Consider the following 18,115-nt stretch of genomic DNA (forward strand, 5'->3'; position numbering starts at 1 on the left):
CCCGATGCTCCGGCACCCTCGTCAATGCCGGAACGCCGGCTCTCCCATGGTCTCGGCGCTGAGCCAGTCGACGACGCCGGCAAGCGCATCCCGGCTCGACAGGCCGCGGCCGACCGCTTCGGTGTAGAGCGTCAGCTGCTGGTCGGCGCTGGTGCCGCGGGCGACGATCCAGCGGGCGAGATCGAGCTCGCGCTGGCAGCCGAGCTCCCGGGCATCCTCGGCCACGAGATCGAGGGTCTCGTCGAGGATCTCGCGAACGGGCCTTGCCGTGCGGGTCTTCTCGTCGACGAAGCTGCCGTGGATGCCGTAGCGCTGGGCGCGCCAGCCGTTCTCCTCGTTGATGGCGCGCGAGGCGCCGGTCTGCCCGGCATTGAGCGCGGTATCGAGGCTCAGGCGGCGCACGAGGCAGCGGTAGAGCGCCGCGATCGCGATGGTGTCGTCGACGCGCGTGCAGCTGTCGGCCACGCGCAGCTCCAGGGTCGGGTGCTTCAGCGACGGCCGAATCACCCACCAGACATAGCTGGAATTCTCGATGGCGCGGGCAGCCACGAGCGTATCGATGTAGCGCTGATAATCCTGCTCGTTCTCGAACAGGTCCGGGAATCCCGTGCGCGGCAGTTCACGATAGGCGGCGAGCCGGTAGCCGAGCAGGCCTGTGCGCTGCGCCTGCCAGAAAGGTGACGAGGTGGACAGCGCCAGAAGCAGCGGCACGTAGGGCTGGATCCGGTTCATGATGTCCACGCGCTTGCTCAGGTCGGGCACTTCCACGTGAACATGCATGCCGCACAGCACGTTTCGGCTCCCGAGCATCTGCAGGTCGTGCATCACCTTGCCGTAGCGCGGCTGCGCCGTAGGGCGCACGCGCGACCATACGGCGAGCGGGTGGGTGCCCGAGGCCATGATGGACAGGTTGAAGTCACGGGCCACCGCGCCCACGGAAGCCCTCAGGCCGGCGAGCTGCGCGCGGGCCTCGGCGAGTTCCAGGGTGGGCTTCGTGGCGATCTCGAGCTGCGGCTCGAGCATCTCGGGCTGGATGTCCCCGGAAACCTGGTCCCGGCAGGCGGCGAAGAACTCCTTGATCCGCCCCTTGGCGATATCCCGTCTGGGCGCATCGTTGACGAAGTACTCTTCCTCGATGCCGAACTTGAAATCCCAGCTCATTTCCCTCGTGTCCTCTTTTATATTTTTCTAGAAATGACCCTCGCACCTGCGGATCGGCCTGCGGCGCTCGCCCAAACTCCGGCTCAATAGGGCCAGAATGGGGCGCTTCGGCGTGAAACTGCTAAGCTTTTGAAGCTAGAGGCGGATCGGCTTGTGTCGTCGTCGGGCGAGGAGGTCAGTTCCAATCGCCAAGCACGGACTGAACGATTGCCATTGCGGCCACAGCGGCTGTGTCGGCACGCAGGATTCGCGGTCCCAACGATACGCAAACACATCTTTCGTGGGCAGCGACAAGCGCTCTCTCCTGATCGGTGAACCCGCCTTCGGGGCCCACAATAACGACCAGACCAGCTTGATTGTTCCCAAGCTTGGCCAGAGCCTCGACCGGGTTGGCCACCGGCGCGTTCTCGTCGCAGAAGATCACCAGGCGGTCTTTCTCCAAGGTCTTGAGAAAGCGCTCCAAATTCTCTTCCTCGCGCACCTCGGGAATCGTCAGGATCCCGCATTGCTCGGCCGCCTCGACGGCATTGCTGCGCATCCGGTCGAGATTGACCCGGGAACTCTGGGTCCGCTGCGTCAGAACGGGCTGGAGGATCCCGGCTCCCATCTCCACCGCCTTCTGGACCATGTAGTCGAGACGGGCATGCTTGAGGGGGGCGAAGGCATAGATGATGTCGGGAGAAGCGGCCTGCTCGCGGACCTGCTCCATGCAGACGAGGTCCGCGGCCTTGCGCCCCTCCACCGAGACCTCGGCCCGCCACTCCCCGTCCTGCCCGTTGAAGATCAGGACGGAATCGCCGCTTTTCAGGCGCAGGACGTTCAGAAGATAGTTGGCCTGCCCCCGGTCGAGCTCGACCCTGGCGCCGGTCCGGAGAGGAGCGTCGACGAAGAGGCGGGGGGCGTTGAAGTCGTATCCGGCCATGGCAACCTTGAACTGAGCAGCCCATGCTGTATCAATTTCCTCTGCCCTCAGGGAGAGGGGGCGGCCGCTTTGGTCACGAGAAATTCAGGTGCGGCATGGCACAGCTTGAGCCTCGGGCGACCATTCGCCTCTTGGCCACAGGGCGCTTCACCTGTTAACAGAACGCAGGCGTGCGAGACGTCGCAAGCTTTTTGAGGGAATTTTGGGCATGACGCATATCCGTTCGCATCTTCTGGCTGCGTTTGCCGTTGCCGGCCTTTTCACGAGCGCTCCCGCCTTCGCGCAGGCGAGTGGCTGCCAGGAAGGGCAGAAGATCATGGCTGAGCGGCAAAGCCTGAGCGACCAGCTCGCCAAGCTCACCCAGAAGGGCAAGAAGCAGCTCGATGCGCGCTCTGCCTGCACGATCTTCACCAAGCTGTCAGCCAATGGCGAGGTCGTTCAGAAATGGATGACCGACAACAAGGATTGGTGCCAGATTCCCGACCAGGCCATCCAGGGTCTCGCGCAGCAGCACAAGCAGGTCCAGAAGGTCAGGGGCGAAGCCTGCCAGGCTGCCGCCAAGGTGGCCGAGATGGAAAAGCGCGCCAAGCAGCAGGCCCAGCAAGCCCAGCAGGGCGGCCTTGCCGGCAAGCTGGGCGGCGGCCTGACCGGGACCATGTCGATCCCGAAGGGCGCCCTCTGATCTAGCTCCCTGGCCGTTATGGAGCCCCGTGCCGCGCCGTCTCTGCCCGATGCCGTCAGGGGCCATTGGGCCGAGCGCTGGGCGCCGTCATCCCTGAAGCCCTACCTGCGGCTGGCCCGGATCGAGCGCCCCATCGGCTGGTGGCTGCTGCTGCTGCCCTGCTGGTGGTCGGCGGCGCTCGCGGCGCTTCACGCCGGTCGGCCCTGGCCCGATCCGCTCCATTGCGTGCTCTTCCTGATCGGGGCCGTGGCCATGCGCGGGGCGGGCTGCACCTATAACGACATCGTCGATCGGGACCTCGACACCCAGGTCGAGCGGACCCGCCAGCGCCCCCTCCCCTCGGGCCAGATCACCCTCAAGGGAGCCCTGGTCTTCCTTGCCCTCCAAGGCCTCGTGGGCCTTCTCGTCCTGCTCCAGTTCAACGGCTTCGCCATCGCCATGGGCTTCGCCTCCCTGGGCATCGTGGCGCTCTATCCGTTCATGAAGCGCTTCTTCTGGATGCCGCAGATCGTGCTGGGTCTCGCCTTCGCATGGGGCGCCCTGATGGGGTGGGCGGCCGCCTTCGGCTCCTTGAGCTGGGCGCCGGTCCTTCTCTATCTCGGCAGCATCGCTTGGGTGGTGGGCTACGACACCATCTATGCCCTGCAGGATATCGAGGACGACGAGGTCGTCGGGATCAAGTCCTCCGCCCGCTTCTTCGGCGAGCGCGTGACCCTCGGCGTCGGCATCTGCTACGCGCTGACGGTGATCTTCATCACCGGTGCCTTCGTGCAGGCCGGAGCGGGAGCCATCTCGTTCGCAGGCCTTGCCCTGTTCGCCCTTCATCTGGGCTGGCAGGTGGCCCGGATCGACCGGGGCGACGGCGCCGGGGCGCTGCGGCTCTTTCGCTCGAACCGTGATGCGGGCCTGATCCTGTTCGCGGCCATCACCCTCGACTGCCTGATCTAGACTTCTCAAGGTCATCTTAAGGCCTTGCCCTTATGGCTTCGGAAAAGGCGGGGCTCGGTGCGGTGGGATATGGTATCCCCTGCCGGGAAGCCCCATCTCAGGTTCGATGCTGACCCCCTCGCCCCAATCCCTGACCGCCCTGGCCCCGGCCGTGCGCGATGCCGCCCGCCGCGCGGGAGATCTGGCCCTGTCCTATTTCCGCGCCGGCGGGCAGACCGCTGCGAAGCTCTGGTACAAGGGCGGAAGCTCCCCGGTGACGGAGGCGGATATCGCCCTCGACACCTTTCTGAAGAACCACCTCGGCGAACTTCTGCCCCAGGCCGCCTGGCTCTCCGAGGAGACCGCCGACGACCCGGTGCGGCTCGGGCACAGCCTGGTCTGGATCGTCGATCCCATCGACGGCACCCGGGCCTTCGCCTCGGGCCACCCGGACTGGGCGGTGTCGATTGCCCTTGTGCGGGACGGCAAACCCATCCTCGGGGTCCTGCATGCCCCCGTCCATGACCGCCTCTATGAGGCCCGGCTCGGCGAAGGCGCCTGGAGCAACGGGGTGAGGCTGCATCTGCCCGAGGCGGAGACCCTTTCCGGCCCGGCCCGTGTGGCGGGCCCCAAGCCCCTCGTGGACCGGCTCGAGCGGCACATCGCCCCCGTCGAGCGCCTGCCCAAGGTCCCCTCGCTCGCCCTCAGGCTCGCCCGGGTGGCGGACGGCTCCATCGATATCGGCCTCGTCTCGGCCCATGCCCAGGACTGGGACATCGCCGCGGCCGACCTCATCCTGCAGGAGGCAGGCGGCCGCCTGACCGGGCTCGACGGAACGATCCCCATCTATAACAGGCCCGAGCCCTCGCACAGTGAGATGATTGCCGTTGCGTCACGGTTGCATCCTCGTGCTATTGGAGCCATGAGAGCCTGAAGAATCCCCGGCTCCTCAAGCCTTCATTGTCACAACACTCGTCAGAAGAGCCCTATCACCATGACCGACACGCCTGGCAAGCAGCTCCTGCATCTGGTTTTCGGCGGCGAGCTCACCAGCCTCGAAGCCACCGAGTTCAAGGACTTGTCCAACCTCGACATCGTCGGCGTCTTCCCGAACTACGCCTCGGCCCATGCGGCGTGGAAGGCCAAGGCGCAGGCGACCGTGGACAATGCGCAGATGCGCTACTTCATCGTTCATCTGCACCGTCTGCTGGATCCGCAGAACGGCTGATCCGGGGCACGATGGGTCTCGTCAAGCGCATCACCCGCTCCCGTGCGGTGCAGGAAGCCCTGGGCTTCCTCGTCGCAGGCTATCTCAAGCTCGTGCAGCGCACGAACCGGTTCGTCATGGAACCGGCGGATGCCTATGACCGGATCGACATGCCCGTGATTGCCGCCATGTGGCACGGGCAGCATTTCATGATCCATTTCGCCAAGCGGCCGCAGGACCGGGCGGCGAGCCTCGTGTCCCGCTCGGGCGACGGCGAGTTCAACGCCATCGCCCTGCGCCACCTCGGAGTCCGCGCCATCCGCGGCTCGGGCGCGCGCGGCCGCGACATCCGCAAGAAGGGCGGCGCCCAGGCCCTGCGGGCCATGCTGCGGGCGCTGGGCGAAGGCGAGATGGTGGTGATGACCGCCGACATTCCGAAGATTTCGCGCGTGTGCGGCTTAGGGATCGTCACCCTCGCCCAGATGTCCGGTCGGCCGATCGTGCCCGTCGCCGTGGTTACGAGCCGCCGCATCGACTTCAACAGCTGGGACCGGGCCAGCATCGGCCTGCCCTTCGGCCGGGGCGCCATCGTGCTGGGCGATCCCGTGTCGGTGCCGCGGGATGCGGACGAGCACGCCCTCGAGCGCCTGCGCCAGAATGTGGAGCGGGAGCTGGACCGGGTGCACGAGCGGGCCTATGCGCTCGTCGGCTCCAGGGATCCGGGGGCCAAGGCCAGCCCGATGCTTGTGGAAGGATCCCGGGCATGAGGCTGCCGTTCACCTTCCGAACCTACCGGACCGTCGTGTCCATCCTGGAGCCCGCCGTTCTTGGCCTCCTCTACTGGCGCCAGCGCAAGGGGCGCGAGGACAAGACCCGCCTCGGCGAGCGCCAGGGCCATCCCAGCCGGCAGAGGCCCAAGGGCCACCTGATCTGGGTTCATGGCGCCAGCATCGGCGAGACCCTGTCGCTCCTGCCGGTGGTGGAGCGCATGACGCAGCGCGGTCTCGCGGTTCTGGTGACCTCGGGAACCAGAACCTCGGCCGGGCTGATCGCCCGGCGGCTCCCGCCCGGCGCCGTGCATCAGTTTGTGCCGCTGGACGTGCCACGTTATATAAGGCGCTTCCTGGATCACTGGCAGCCGGACTTGGCCCTCATCGCTGAATCGGAAATCTGGCCCAACACGATTATGGCGCTCTCCGAGCGGGATATCCCGCTCGTCATGGTCAACGGCCGCATGTCGGACCGCTCGTACCAGCGCTGGCAGAAGATGCCCGGCATCATCCGTGGCCTGCTGGAGCGCTTCGCCCTCTGCCTGACCCAGACCGCCGAGGATGCGGAGCGGCTGGCCCGGCTCGGCGCGCCGCGCGTGGTCGTGACCGGTAACATCAAGTTCGACGCCGCCCCGCCGCCCGCCGATCCGCGCGTGGTGGCGCAGCTCTCGGGGCTGATTGCGGGCCGCCCGGTCTGGCTTGCCGCCAGCACCCACCCGGGTGAGGAAGGCGCCATCGTCGCCGTGCACCGGGCCCTGGCGAAACGTCACCCTCATCTCCTCACCATCATCGCCCCGCGCCATCCGCATCGGGGGGCCGAGGTCGCGGCCCTGGCCAATCAGGCGGGCCTGAGGGCCGGGCGCCGCTCGCAGGGCATCCACCCCGACCGGGCCACGGACGTTTACGTGGTCGATACGGTGGGCGAGATGGGGCTGTTCTACCGGCTCTCCCCCATCGTGCTCATGGGCGGAACCCTCGTGCCGGTCGGCGGGCACAACCCCATCGAGCCCGCCAAGCTGGGCGCCGCCATCCTGCATGGCCCGCATATCCATGCGGCCGTCGAGATCTACGAGGCGCTCGACCGGTCCCGCGGGGCCCTGATGGTGAAGGACAGCAGCAGCTTGGCGCGGGCGGTGAGCGAGATGCTCGGCAATGCCGCCCTGACCCGGGACATGGCCCGCGCCGGAGGCGACGCCGTGCAGGCGCTGGGCGGAGCCGTGGACCGCACCATGCAATCCGTCGAGCCTTTCATCGTGCAGGCCAAGATCGGAGCCCGCCGCTGATGCGGGCGCCGCGCTTCTGGTGGCACCCCTCCCCTTCGCTGCAAGCGAACCTGCTGCGCCCGGTCGCCCTGGCCTATGGTTCCGTTGCGGCAGGTCGGATGAGGCGGCGCGGCGAGCAGGTGGAGCTGCCCGTCATCTGCATCGGCAACTTCACGGCCGGCGGCGCCGGCAAGACGCCCACGGCCATTGCCGTTGCAACGATCCTGGATGCTGCGGGCGAGAATCCGATCTTCCTGTCCCGGGGCTACGGCGGCCGCCTCGCGGGTCCCGTCAGGGTCCTGCCGCAGCACGGGGCTGTGGATGTAGGCGACGAGCCCGTTCTCCTGTCCCGCACGGCCCGGGCCATCGTGTCCCGCTCCCGCCCCGCCGGAGCGCGGCTCGCCTACGAGATCGGCGCGACGGTGGTGGTCATGGACGATGGGCTCCAGAACCCGTCGCTGATCAAGGATTGCGCCATCGCGGTGGTCGATGGCGCCACCGGCATCGGCAACGGGCTGCCCCTGCCGGCAGGGCCGCTGCGGGCCCCCATGGAGGCGCAGTGGCCCCTGGTCGATGCCGTCGTGGTGATCGGGGACGGGGAGCCGGGGCGGCGGATCGCCCAGGAGGCGGACGAGCACGGCAAGCGCGTGTTCACGGCATCGCTCGAGCCGGCCCCGGAGACGGCCGAGGCGCTCAAGGGCCGGAGGGTCATGGCGTTTGCCGGCATCGGGCGTCCTGAGAAGTTCTTCGACACCCTGCATGCCTGCGGGGCCATCGTGGACGTGACGCATGCCTTTCCCGACCACCACCCCTTCAAGCCCGGCGAACTGGCGGCCCTGCGGCAGGAGGCGGAAGCTCTCAGGCTCCTGCCCGTCACGACGGAGAAGGATCTCGTGCGGATGGCCGACGCCGCGGCAGCCTGGCCCGAGCTGATGGCCGTGCCGGTGCGGCTGCGGATCGAGAACGAGACGGGCCTTCGCAACCTGCTCATGCGGCGCATCAACGAGCGGCGCCTGCGCATCGTGTGAGGGGGCAGCCTTATTTCGTGGGGACGGCTTGCCCGGTGACGCGCATCATCACCGCCTCGGGCGAGGCATAGGGCTCCTGGCGCTCGACGCTCCAGTACTTCAGCTCGTCCAAGGGGATCTCGGCCCCCGTCACCGCGCAGCGCACATAGGCTCCGGGCTTCACCACCCGGAGATTGCTGTCGAGATATTGCACGACGGCCTCGCCGCCGCTGCGTTCGAACTTGTTCAACATGACGGACATCGACGGAATGCGTTGCGCTTGACTCTCACATAAGGGCTGCGCCGGCGGATTGCCAATCTTAACTCAGAACAGGGCGCCCTGCTCCTCGGCGGCCACGACCCTCGGCTTCGCAGGTCTCGGCCGCGAGCCGATGCGCCCGCCCGTGGCATCGGCCTTGCCGTCGGCGAATTCGAGCACCAGCGCCTGGCCGTCCTGCACGGCCTCGGCGGAGTTCATGGGCCGCCCCTCCGCGTCGCGCACGAGGGCGAAGCCGCGCTTGAGCACGGATTTGTAGCTCAGGCTCTCGAAGAGCTTGGACACCGCCTCAAGCCGGTCGGCCTTGCGGGCGATCTGGCCCTGCAATGCAGGGACAAGCCGTTCGGCCACGCGCTGGGCCGTCTCGGAGGCCTGTGCCAGGCGCGTCCGCTCGGCCCGTAGAAGAGTCTGGCGGGAAACAGCAAGCCTTTCCCCGGTCTGCTTCAGCGTTTCACCCTTCAGCAGGATAGAGCGGCAGACCGCGTTGTGGGGGCGCAGCCCCACCGCATCGAGGCGGGCACGCATGCGGGCGACGTTCGCCACCGGAGACACATGGGCGAGCTGGCGCGCCAGCTTGAGCAGGCGCTCCTCGTGGCCGCGGGCATTGCAGGAGAGCGCCGGATAAAGCTTGGTGGCGGCCAGATCGAGCCGCTGGCGCTTGGGCGAGAACAAAGCCTCCGCGCTGGGCATGGCCCTGCTCGTGGCGCGCAGGTCCGACCGGCGCCGCTCGACGAGCCGCAGCGCCGCCTCCACATGGCGGCGGGAGAGGTCGTTGACGGCGGCCATGAGCTCGACGCGCACCGGCACCACCATCTCGGCCGCGCCCGTGGGCGTCGGGGCGCGAACGTCGGCAGCGTGGTCGATCAGCGTGGTATCGGTCTCGTGGCCGACCGCCGAGACGAGCGGGATGTCGCTCTCGGCGGCGGCGCGGACCACGATCTCCTCGTTGAAGCCCCACAGATCCTCGATGGACCCGCCGCCGCGGGCGACGATGAGCACATCGGGACGCGGGATCTTTCCGCCGGGCTCCAGGGCGTTGAAGCCACGAATGGCGGCGGCGACCTCCGCCGCGCAGGTCTCGCCCTGAACGCGCACGGGCCAGACCAGCACCCGGCGCGGAAAACGGTCCTCCAGCCGGTGGAGGATGTCGCGGATCACCGCGCCCGTCGGCGAGGTGACGACGCCGACCACCTGCGGCAGGAACGGCAGGCGCCGCTTGCGCTCGGGGGCGAAGAGCCCCTCCGCATTGAGCTTCCGGCGGCGCTCCTCCAGAAGCGCCATGAGCGCGCCGATGCCGGCGGGCTCCAGGCTCTCGACGACGATCTGGTACTTGGACGAGCCCGGGAAGGTGGTGATGCGCCCGGTGGCGATGACCTCCATCCCCTCCTCGGGCCGGATCCTCAGCTTGGAGAAGGCGCCCTTCCAGATCACCGCATCGATGCGGGCGTTCTGGTCCTTGATGCAGAAATAGGCGTGCCCCGACGAATGCGGCCCGCGATAGCCCGACACCTCGCCGCGCAGGCGCACATGGCCGAACGCATCCTCCAGGGTACGCTTGAGGGCGCCCGCAAGATCGGAGACCGACCATTCCTGGGCATTCGAAGGGGCTTTGTCTGCGAACATGAGGTGAACCTAATCCGCCCCCAGGGGGTCTGCCAAGGGCGCGGGCGCAACAGGCGGCGACAACGGCAACCTATCCCCTGTGCATTTCGCCGCGCCCTTCAAGCGAGGCTCTGCTGCGCAGTTTCAGGGTAGGCGAGCGGCCCCGGAGCCGCTAAGAGCCCAGGCATCGCAAGGGAGGCAAGGCCATGAACATTCTTCTCATCGGTTCCGGTGGACGGGAGCATGCCCTGGCCCGCAGCCTCCAGGCGAGCGCCCTGTGCGACAAGCTTCTCATTGCGCCCGGCAATCCCGGCACAGCGCAGCACGGCACCAATGTGGTGCTCGACGTGACGGACCATCCCGCCGTAATCGATTTCTGCCGGGTGATGAAGGTGGATTTCGTGGTGGTCGGGCCGGAGGCGCCCCTCGTGGCCGGCCTCGTGGATGACCTGAAGGCCGCGGGCATCAAGGCGTTCGGGCCGAGCAGGGCCGCCGCCCAGCTCGAAGGCTCCAAGGCCTTCACCAAGGACCTGTGCGCCGAGTTCAACATTCCCACCGCCGCCTACCGGCGCTTCACCGATGCGGAGACGGCGAAAGCCTACGTGCGCAGCTACGGCGTGCCGATCGTGGTCAAGGCGGACGGGCTGGCGGCCGGCAAGGGCGTCGTGGTGGCCCTGTCCTTCGAGGAGGCGGAAGGCGCCATCGACATGATGATCGGCGGCGGCCTGGGTGCGGCCGGGGCCGAGGTGGTGATCGAGGCCTTTCTCGAGGGCGAGGAGGCAAGCTTCTTCGCCCTGTGCGACGGCACCCGCGCCATCCCCTTCGGCACCGCCCAGGACCACAAGCGCGTGTTCGACGGCGACCGGGGCCCGAACACGGGCGGCATGGGGGCCTATTCCCCCGCCGCTGTGCTGACACCGGAGCTGCAGGCCCGCGTCATGCGCGAGATCGTCGAGCCGACCCTTGCGGGAATGCAGGCGCGGGGCACGCCCTACACGGGCATTCTCTATGCCGGGCTGATGCTCACGAAGGACGGGCCTCAGCTCATCGAATACAACGCCCGCCTCGGCGACCCGGAGACCCAGGTGCTGCTGCCGCGCCTGAAATCCGATCTCGTGACCGCCCTTCTCGCCGCCTGCGACGGGGACTTGAGCAGCATCTCCCTGCAATGGTCGGATGCGGCGGCGCTCACCGTCGTGATGGCCGCCGAGGGCTATCCGGGCACGGTCGAGAAGGGCTCCGAGATCAAGGGCATCGACCGGGCGGAAGAGCTTAGCGATGTCATCGTCTTCCATGCAGGCACGAAGCAGGACGGCGGCCGGATCCTCGCCAATGGCGGGCGGGTGCTCAACGTGACTGCGCTCGGCGCCACCATCGGCGAGGCCCAGAGGAAGGCCTACGAAGCCGTGGACCGGATCGAGTGGCCCGCAGGCTTCTGCCGCCGCGACATCGGCTGGCGGGCCGTGGAGCGTGAGCAGGGTCAGGAACTCCCCTACCCCTCTTGATCGATGACGTTACGTAAGCTTCTTCCCGTTAGGGTTGCATCTCATTTTCCACTGCTGGCTCATCAACTTTGTGAATCTGCGCTCTAGCTTATAATCAAGGCCATTCCACAACGCAGAGCGGCTATTCATGAGCGATGATCTCTTTCCCGGTTTCGAGAGCCACTGGATCGACACCGAGGTCGGGCGCATCTTCGCGCGCAGCAAGGGCAGCGGAAAGCCGCTGGTTCTGCTGCACGGATTCCCGCAGACGCATGCCATGTGGCACCATCTGGCGCCCACCCTCGCCGAAACCCACAAGGTCGTCTGCATGGACCTGCGCGGCTATGGCTGGTCCACGGCGCCGAGAGGCGACGCGAAGCACGAGACCTATTCCAAGCGCACCATGGGCCAGGACGTGATCGAGGTCATGGAGGCTCTGGGCCATGTGCACTTCGCCGTCGTCGGTCACGATCGCGGCGCGCGGGTCGGCTACCGTCTCGCCCTGGATCATCCCGGCCGCGTGGAGCGCCTCGCGCTGCTCGACATCCTGCCGACCTATCACGTGTGGGAGCAGATGCGCGCCGGCGCGATCCCGGAAGCGCACTGGGGCTATCTTTCTCAACCTCATCCGACGCCCGAGGAAGAGATCGGGCGCGATCCGATTCCGTATTTCGAAGGGCTGATGCGGAAATGGTCCGCCGCAGGCGATCTCGACGCCTTCGACCATCGGGCGCTGGAAGCCTATTGGCAGAGCTGCAACGAGCCGACCCGCATCCACGCCTTCTGCGAGGACTACCGGGCCGGCGCGACGCGGGACGTCGAAGCCGACGAAGCCGACCTTGCCGCCGGCAAGACGATCTCCTGCCCGACCTACGTGATCTGGAGCGACTTCTATCTCGTCAGCGGCCCTATCGGCCATGCCCAGAAGCCGCTCGAGATCTGGCGCCGGAGCTTCGCACCCAAGGCGGAGGGGATCGGCGTCACGTCGGGACACTTCGTGGCGGAAGAGAACCCGAGCGCGACACTGGAGGCCCTGCAGGCCTTCCTCAACAGCTGAGGCCTGCTCGCTCCTGGCATCCTTGGCAGGAGGAACCTGAGGTGCAAGCGGCACGTTCACCGCTGCACACGGGATCCCATTCATGGCCAAGCACATTCCTGACCAGCCGCAGTCGCAGGAAACCTCATCCGACACTGAAGTCATTCCGATCACGGAAGAGGAACTGCACCTCGACAAGCGGACGGTGACGACGGGCAAGGTCCGCGTTCAAACAAGCGTCGACGTGGAGACGGAACTGGTCAAAGCCACGCTCGACGGCGAGGCCGTGGAAGTGACTCGCGTTCCCGTCGACCGCATCGTCGACCGCGCACCGGAGGTTCGCACCGAGAACGACGTGACGATCATTCCGGTCCTCGAGGAAGTTCTCGTCGTCGAGAAACGACTCGTCCTGAAGGAGGAACTGCACGTTCACAAGCGCAGGACCGTCGAGAACGTCGAGGTTCCGGTCGAGCTCCGCAAGCAGCATGCAACCATCGAGCGCTTGCCGGTCGACGACGATTCCAACTCATGAATTTGCCCCAACGTCATTGCATTGCTGGAACGAAGTCGGCGGGCAGCAATTGGTAGGTGAATGCGTCTGATGCCGCGGATGGTTGTTCGTCGATGCGGCACAGGCGTCCTGAAGCCCCTGTAACGCTTAGCAACCGCGCCGCTTTTGCCGGCCTCTGGAGATTTTGAGCAATGGCCAAAACTGTAACCTGCCTGTTCGGCAGCGACTCTCAAGCTTCCTCCGTCGTCCGTGAGCTGGAGCAATCAGGCATCTCGCAGGGCAAGATCTGCCTGTTCACCGCATCGGGCAGCAACCGCATGTGGGACGGCACGAGCGGCTACGACAACAGCTCGAGCGGATCGCATCACGACCGTGTCGAGAACTACCTTGTCACGAATGGCGTGCCTCGTGACGACGCCCGCGCCTATGCGGAAGGCGTGCGCCGCGGTCACGCGCTCATTGCGGTGCGCTGCGACGACGACGAGACCGACCGTGTGGTCGATATTCTCGACGACGACGATGTGCTCGATATCGACGAGCGCCAGAGCGCCTGGCGATCCGAAGGCTGGAGCCACCAGGGTTCGGGCGCTACGGATCTGGGCGCCACCGCGACGACGTCCGCCGGCATGCTGGGCGGCAGCGCCTTGAGCGGTCGCGACGACCTGTATGCCGAGGGCCGCGGCTCGGACCGCGACGAGGTCATCCCCGTCGCCGAGGAAGAACTGCATGTGGGCAAGCGCGAGGTCAGCCACGGCCGCGTCCGCATTCGCTCTCACGTGACCGAGCGTCCCGTGCAGGAGCAGGTCTCCCTGCGGGAAGAGCACGTGTCCGTCGAGCGCCGTCCGGTCGAGGGCACCATGCGCACCGGCTCGGCGAACAATGGCGACCTCTTCCGCGAGCGCTCCATCGAGATGGAGGAGCGCTCCGAGGAAGCCATGGTGTCGAAGGAAGCCCGCGTGGTCGAGGAAGTTGTGGTCCGCAAGGACGCCGACCGGCGCACGGAAACCGTCTCCGACACGGTGCGCAAGACCGAGGTGGAGGTCGACGACGAGCGCCGCAGCTCCGGCGTCCCGCGCACCGGCACCACGGACAAGAACCGCTAACCCTGGCTCCATGAGCTGAGGCAAAGCCCGGGGCATCGTGCCCCGGGTTTTTTGTGCCGTCGTTACCGCTTCCCCTCAAAGAACTCCCGCAGCAACGCTGCCGCCTCGCTCTCCCTGATGCCGCCGTAGACCTCCGGCGCGTGGTGGCAGGTGGGCTGGTCGAAGAAGCGCACGCCGTTGTCGACCGCCCCGCCCTTCGGGTCATGGGCCGCGTAATAGACCCGGCGGATGCGGGCGAAGGAAATGGCACCGGCGCACATGGTGCAGGGCTCCAGCGTCATGTAGAGGTCGCAGCCTGGGAGCCGCTCGTCGTCGAGGGCCTCGCAGGCCCGGCGGATCGCCAGCATCTCCGCATGGGCGGACGGATCGCGCAGCTCCCGCGGGCGGTTGCCCGCCGAGGCGACGATGCGCCCGTCCCTGACAATCACGGCACCCACCGGCACCTCCCCGCGCGCGGCCGCGGCGCGGGCCTCGTCGAAGGCCACGCTCATGGGGTCCTGTCCCGGATCAAGCGGCTTGTGATCGGCGTTGTCCATTGCGCTCGTGTTCCCTTGGCCCTCGCTTCTCTTGAGCACCTCTGCTATCAGGCTCCCATGACCGACAGCAACGACGATAATCGCAGGGGCCGTCCGCCGGGACGCTCCGACCGTGGCCGCCCTTCCTCCGGCGACCGCCCCCGCAAGCCCCGCGAAAGCGGCGAGCGCCCCTTCCGCGCCCGTGGCGACGATGACCGCCCGCGCAAGCCCCGTGATGCCGGGGACAAACCCTTCCGCAGCCGCGATGGGGACAAGCCTTTCCGCCCACGCCCTGCAGGCGACAAGCCGTTCCGCAGCCGTGACAATGACGAGCGCCCGCGCCGTTCCGAGGGCGGCGACAAGCCGTTTCGCGCCCGCAGCGCCGGGGACAAGCCGTTCCGCCCTCGCGGTGAAGGCGGCGACAAGCCCTTCCGTCCGCGACGCGACGAGGGCGACCGCCCCGCCCGGGGCCGTGGCGACGAGCGCCCGCGCCGTTTCGACCGCGCGAGCGAGGATCGCCCGCGCCGCAACGCCCGCGAGGAGCAGCCCGCTGTGCAGGCTGAGCCGCAGGAACCGGTCGAGGACCGCATCGCCAAGGTGATCGCCCGCGCGGGCATCGCCTCCCGCCGTGACGTGGAGGCGATGATCGCGGAAGGCCGCGTGACCCTCAACGGCAAGGTGCTGGACACCCCCGCGGTCAACGTGACCGCCGCCGACACGATCACCGTGGACGGCGAGCCCCTGCCAGCCAAGGAGCGCACCCGCCTGTGGCTCTTCCACAAGCCGCGCGGCCTCGTGACCACGGCGAAGGACCCGGAAGGCCGCCCCACCGTGTTCGACAACCTGCCCGAGGACCTGCCCCGCGTGGTGGCAATCGGGCGCCTCGACATCAACACGGAAGGGCTGCTGCTCCTCACCAATGACGGCGGGCTTGCCCGCGTCATCGCCCATCCCGACACGGGCTGGCTGCGCCGCTACAAGGTGCGCGCCCATGGCGAGATCAACCAGGCGGATCTCGACGGGCTCCGCAACGGCATCTCCATCGATGGCATCGATTACGGCCCCATCGAAGCGCGGCTCGACCGGCTGCAGGGCGACAACGCCTGGATCACCATGGGCCTGCGCGAAGGCAAGAACCGCGAGATCAAGCGGATCCTCGAGCATCTCGGCATGCAGGTGAACCGCCTGATCCGCATGTCCTTCGGGCCGTTCCAGCTCGGCGATCTCGAGGTCGGCCTTGTGGAAGAGGTGCGCACCAAGATCCTGAAGGACCAGCTCGGCGCGGCCTTGGCCGCGGAAGCGGGCGTCGATTTCGAAAGCCCCGTGCGCGAGCCCATCGCGCCCTTCGGCTCGACCAAGGAGCGCACGGAGCGGGACGAGCGCCCGGCCCGCGCCCCTCGCGGGCGTGACGAGGAGCGTCCGCGCCGCCGTCGCGACGATGACGAGCGGCCGTACCGCGCCCGCGACGGCGAACGTCGCGGCCGCGACGAGGAGGAGCCTGAAAAGCGTCCTTCCCGCCTCGACCCGAAGCGCAGCGTGTGGCGCGCCGGCGAGACCGACGAGGGTGCCCCGAGCAAGAAGATGCCCCGCCGCGGCGCCGATCCGCGCGAGGCCCGTGCCGCGGCCGGAGAGCGCCAGCGCGAGCGCATGGGCGCGATTACCTCCAAGGAAGGCCGCAAGGTCCGGGTGGAGCGCCTGGTGCGCCAGCCCGAGGCGGAGGAGGCTCCGGCCCCGCGCAGGGGCCGGGCTGCTGCCGGAGCCGAGGACCGTCCCCGTCGCCGTGACGACCGCGAGGCCGCGCCGCCGAGGCGCAGCCGCGAGGGCGCCCCTCGCCCGCCACGGCGCGATGACGACCGCCCGCGCCGCCCCGCCGGCGACAGGCCGTTCCGCGCCCGGGATGAGGGATCTGAGGATCGTCCCCGCAGGCCGCAGGGCGACCGCCCCTTCCGCTCTCGCGAGGGCGGCGATGATCGCCCCCGCAAGCCGCAGGGAGATCGCCCGTTCCGCGCTCGCGGCGACGATGACCGTCCCCGTCGCGGACCTCCGCGCGGCGATGGCCCGTCCCGTGGCGGGCCGAGAGGCGGCGCCGGCGGTGGGTTCAAAAGCGGCCCTCGTGGCGCGTCCAAGGGCGGAGCCTCGAAGGGCGGTTCCAAAGGCGGCCCGCGAGGTCGCCGCTAGGGTTGCGAGGAAACCCCAACCTCATCCTGAGGAGCCTGCGGAGCAGGCGTCTCGAAGGATGATCCAGAGAACGCTGGAGACGCCTCGTCCTTCGAGACGGCCCGATGGCCCCTCAGGATGAGGCTCTTGTTGAGTTTGTGAGACTCCATGAGGTTCAGACCATGAGAATCGTGGGCGGGCGCTGGCGCGGCCGCTCGCTCAAGGGGCCGAGCTCGGACGCCATCCGCCCGACCTCGGACCGCCTGCGCGAGACGCTCTTCAACATCCTCCAGCATTCCTATGACGACCCTATCGAGGGCGCGCGGGTGCTCGACCTGTTCGCCGGCACCGGCGCCCTGGGGCTGGAGGCGCTCTCGCGCGGCGCCGCCTTCGCGCTCTTCGTCGACGACGGCGCGCAGGCCCGCGGCATCATCCGCGAGAACGTAGAAGCCCTCGGCGCTGGCGGCGCCACCCGCCTCTTCCGCCGCGATGCGACGCGCATGGGCGAGGCCGCGCCCAATGCTCCCTTCTCGCTCGTGTTCTGCGACCCGCCCTACGGCCGTGACCTCGCGCCAAAAGCGCTCCGCTCCTGCGCCGAAGGCGGCTGGCTCGTGCCCGATGCGCTGGTGATCGTGGAAGAGGCGCAGGGCGTCGAAGTCTCATTGCCGGAACGCTTCGAGGAGATCGAGCGGCGGGATTATGGGGAGACCAAGGTGGTGTTCGGGCGGTTCAGGGGGTGAATGGTTTGCAGGCTTCCCTCATGATCGAGCGGCGCGAGGAGCACGCCGTCGAACAATTCCTGCAGCAAGCCAGACGGCTCCAGCTCCAAGCACGGTTGGAACGAGCCAGAGTTCGAAGCTGAGGCCGTTCAGCATCGAGAGCCAGAACGTCACGATCACGAGAAACAGGAAGATCATTGAGCCGACAAGCGACAGGATGATCCGAACAAAGAGACGGACGCGTCGGGACCGGTGGTTCAAGCGAAATGGCACAAGAGCAAATGCTCCAATGGCCGCGAAAACCGCAATCATCCCGACTCCGAAGATCGACTGACGTGCCAAGATCAAGTTGGCTGTCAGAATCTCGCGAGCGCCGGCTTCACGCATTGTGAAACCCCAGTTCTCGTCCCCGTCCTCCAGATCCCAATCGTCCGTTCTGTCACCATCCCGGACTTCAGGCTGCACCGGCCCTTGCCTGAAGGATCCGGGCTCGAGGTCATAGACACGCTCGTCCCACAGATCGACGATGAGGCACTCATGCTCGTCACTGCATGAGATCACAATGGAACGAGCTTTCGGACCCCTCGCCACAAGCCGCCCCTTCGCGTCGACGATAAGGGGGCGGACAGGATCGGTGAAGAAGATTCCGTCTCCATGAAGCAACCTCACCTCACCGATTTCATTATCGGCAAGGCGAATACGCTCGACCTGAGAGTAGTATGGCCGGTGCGCCAAAGCAGGCATCGAGGCGATCACGCAGCCTGCTATCGAAA

Annotated in this window: 19 protein-coding genes; 13 read left to right on the plus strand and 6 right to left on the minus strand. The window is 67.6% G+C overall.

The annotated features are described in order from the left end of the window. Positions 1 to 21 precede the first annotated feature (21 nt). Positions 22 to 1,161: a carboxylate-amine ligase gene (locus JAO75_RS03135; protein WP_199046609.1), complete on the minus strand. Its 1,140-nt coding sequence runs from the start codon at positions 1,159 to 1,161 to the stop codon at positions 22 to 24. Positions 1,162 to 1,336: 175 nt separating this feature from the next. Continuing rightward, complete coding sequence (locus tag JAO75_RS03140) at positions 1,337 to 2,083, minus strand: 16S rRNA (uracil(1498)-N(3))-methyltransferase (RefSeq protein ID WP_199046611.1); 747 nt, start codon at positions 2,081 to 2,083, stop codon at positions 1,337 to 1,339. Between the two features lie 208 nt (positions 2,084 to 2,291). On the opposite strand from JAO75_RS03140, the gene JAO75_RS03145 reads away from it, so the two are divergent. The 7 genes from JAO75_RS03145 (at position 2,292) to lpxK (ending at position 7,959) form a co-directional block, all read left to right on the plus strand. Further along, positions 2,292 to 2,765 (plus strand): hypothetical protein, encoded by a 474-nt coding sequence (locus JAO75_RS03145; RefSeq protein WP_199046613.1) that lies wholly within the window; start codon positions 2,292 to 2,294, stop codon positions 2,763 to 2,765. 18 nt (positions 2,766 to 2,783) lie between these two features. After that, positions 2,784 to 3,713: a 4-hydroxybenzoate octaprenyltransferase gene (ubiA, locus tag JAO75_RS03150; RefSeq protein WP_199046614.1), complete on the plus strand. Its 930-nt coding sequence runs from the start codon at positions 2,784 to 2,786 to the stop codon at positions 3,711 to 3,713. A 106-nt stretch (positions 3,714 to 3,819) separates the two neighbouring features. Further along, the gene (locus JAO75_RS03155; RefSeq protein ID WP_199046615.1) at positions 3,820 to 4,626 is read left to right on the plus strand and encodes an inositol monophosphatase family protein; all 807 of its coding nucleotides are present in this window, start codon (positions 3,820 to 3,822) and stop codon (positions 4,624 to 4,626) included. Between the two features lie 60 nt (positions 4,627 to 4,686). After that, the gene (locus JAO75_RS03160) at positions 4,687 to 4,920 is read left to right on the plus strand and encodes a DUF4170 domain-containing protein (protein WP_199046616.1); all 234 of its coding nucleotides are present in this window, start codon (positions 4,687 to 4,689) and stop codon (positions 4,918 to 4,920) included. Positions 4,921 to 4,931: 11 nt separating this feature from the next. Further along, positions 4,932 to 5,666, plus strand: coding sequence for a lysophospholipid acyltransferase family protein (locus JAO75_RS03165; protein ID WP_199046617.1), 735 nt, complete (start codon positions 4,932 to 4,934; stop codon positions 5,664 to 5,666). Further along, the gene (locus tag JAO75_RS03170) at positions 5,663 to 6,952 is read left to right on the plus strand and encodes a 3-deoxy-D-manno-octulosonic acid transferase (protein WP_199046618.1); all 1,290 of its coding nucleotides are present in this window, start codon (positions 5,663 to 5,665) and stop codon (positions 6,950 to 6,952) included. The genes JAO75_RS03165 and JAO75_RS03170 overlap by 4 nt, the downstream gene beginning before the upstream one ends. Further along, a complete protein-coding gene (gene lpxK / locus JAO75_RS03175; RefSeq protein ID WP_199046622.1) occupies positions 6,952 to 7,959 on the plus strand; it encodes a tetraacyldisaccharide 4'-kinase in 1,008 nt (335 codons plus the stop codon). Before JAO75_RS03170 ends, lpxK begins: the two co-directional genes overlap by 1 nt. Before the next feature lie 10 nt (positions 7,960 to 7,969). Here the strand turns inward: lpxK and JAO75_RS03180 are convergent, their stop codons facing one another. Then, positions 7,970 to 8,191: a DUF2093 domain-containing protein gene (locus tag JAO75_RS03180; protein ID WP_199046624.1), complete on the minus strand. Its 222-nt coding sequence runs from the start codon at positions 8,189 to 8,191 to the stop codon at positions 7,970 to 7,972. Positions 8,192 to 8,263: 72 nt separating this feature from the next. Continuing rightward, positions 8,264 to 9,838: an exodeoxyribonuclease VII large subunit gene (gene xseA, locus JAO75_RS03185; protein ID WP_199046626.1), complete on the minus strand. Its 1,575-nt coding sequence runs from the start codon at positions 9,836 to 9,838 to the stop codon at positions 8,264 to 8,266. Positions 9,839 to 10,023: 185 nt separating this feature from the next. Between xseA and purD the strand changes: the two genes are divergently transcribed. The 4 genes from purD (at position 10,024) to JAO75_RS25445 (ending at position 13,951) form a co-directional block, all read left to right on the plus strand. Continuing rightward, positions 10,024 to 11,322 (plus strand): phosphoribosylamine--glycine ligase, encoded by a 1,299-nt coding sequence (purD, locus tag JAO75_RS03190; protein WP_199046628.1) that lies wholly within the window; start codon positions 10,024 to 10,026, stop codon positions 11,320 to 11,322. 127 nt (positions 11,323 to 11,449) lie between these two features. Then, the gene (locus JAO75_RS03195) at positions 11,450 to 12,358 is read left to right on the plus strand and encodes an alpha/beta fold hydrolase (RefSeq protein ID WP_199046630.1); all 909 of its coding nucleotides are present in this window, start codon (positions 11,450 to 11,452) and stop codon (positions 12,356 to 12,358) included. 82 nt (positions 12,359 to 12,440) lie between these two features. After that, complete coding sequence (locus JAO75_RS03200; RefSeq protein WP_199046632.1) at positions 12,441 to 12,869, plus strand: YsnF/AvaK domain-containing protein; 429 nt, start codon at positions 12,441 to 12,443, stop codon at positions 12,867 to 12,869. A gap of 605 nt (positions 12,870 to 13,474) precedes the next feature. Further along, on the plus strand, positions 13,475 to 13,951 hold the full coding sequence (locus JAO75_RS25445) for a YsnF/AvaK domain-containing protein (RefSeq protein WP_425523148.1): 477 nt from the start codon (positions 13,475 to 13,477) through the stop codon (positions 13,949 to 13,951). A gap of 62 nt (positions 13,952 to 14,013) precedes the next feature. Here JAO75_RS25445 and JAO75_RS03210 read toward each other — a convergent pair whose 3' ends face one another. Beyond that, positions 14,014 to 14,487 (minus strand): nucleoside deaminase, encoded by a 474-nt coding sequence (locus JAO75_RS03210; protein ID WP_246742338.1) that lies wholly within the window; start codon positions 14,485 to 14,487, stop codon positions 14,014 to 14,016. A gap of 57 nt (positions 14,488 to 14,544) precedes the next feature. On the opposite strand from JAO75_RS03210, the gene JAO75_RS03215 reads away from it, so the two are divergent. Together JAO75_RS03215 and rsmD are read left to right on the plus strand one after the other, a co-directional pair. Continuing rightward, a complete protein-coding gene (locus JAO75_RS03215; RefSeq protein WP_199046634.1) occupies positions 14,545 to 16,644 on the plus strand; it encodes a pseudouridine synthase in 2,100 nt (699 codons plus the stop codon). 104 nt (positions 16,645 to 16,748) lie between these two features. Further along, entirely contained in the window at positions 16,749 to 17,363 is a 615-nt protein-coding gene (gene rsmD / locus JAO75_RS03220) for a 16S rRNA (guanine(966)-N(2))-methyltransferase RsmD (protein ID WP_281433485.1), read from the plus strand. Between the two features lie 18 nt (positions 17,364 to 17,381). Here the strand turns inward: rsmD and JAO75_RS03225 are convergent, their stop codons facing one another. Further along, entirely contained in the window at positions 17,382 to 18,098 is a 717-nt protein-coding gene (locus JAO75_RS03225; protein ID WP_199046639.1) for a hypothetical protein, read from the minus strand. Positions 18,099 to 18,115: the final 17 nt, after the last annotated feature.

Origin of the sequence: Microvirga splendida (assembly GCF_016427565.1) — a bacterium.
Taxonomy (GTDB): domain Bacteria; phylum Pseudomonadota; class Alphaproteobacteria; order Rhizobiales; family Beijerinckiaceae; genus Microvirga; species Microvirga splendida.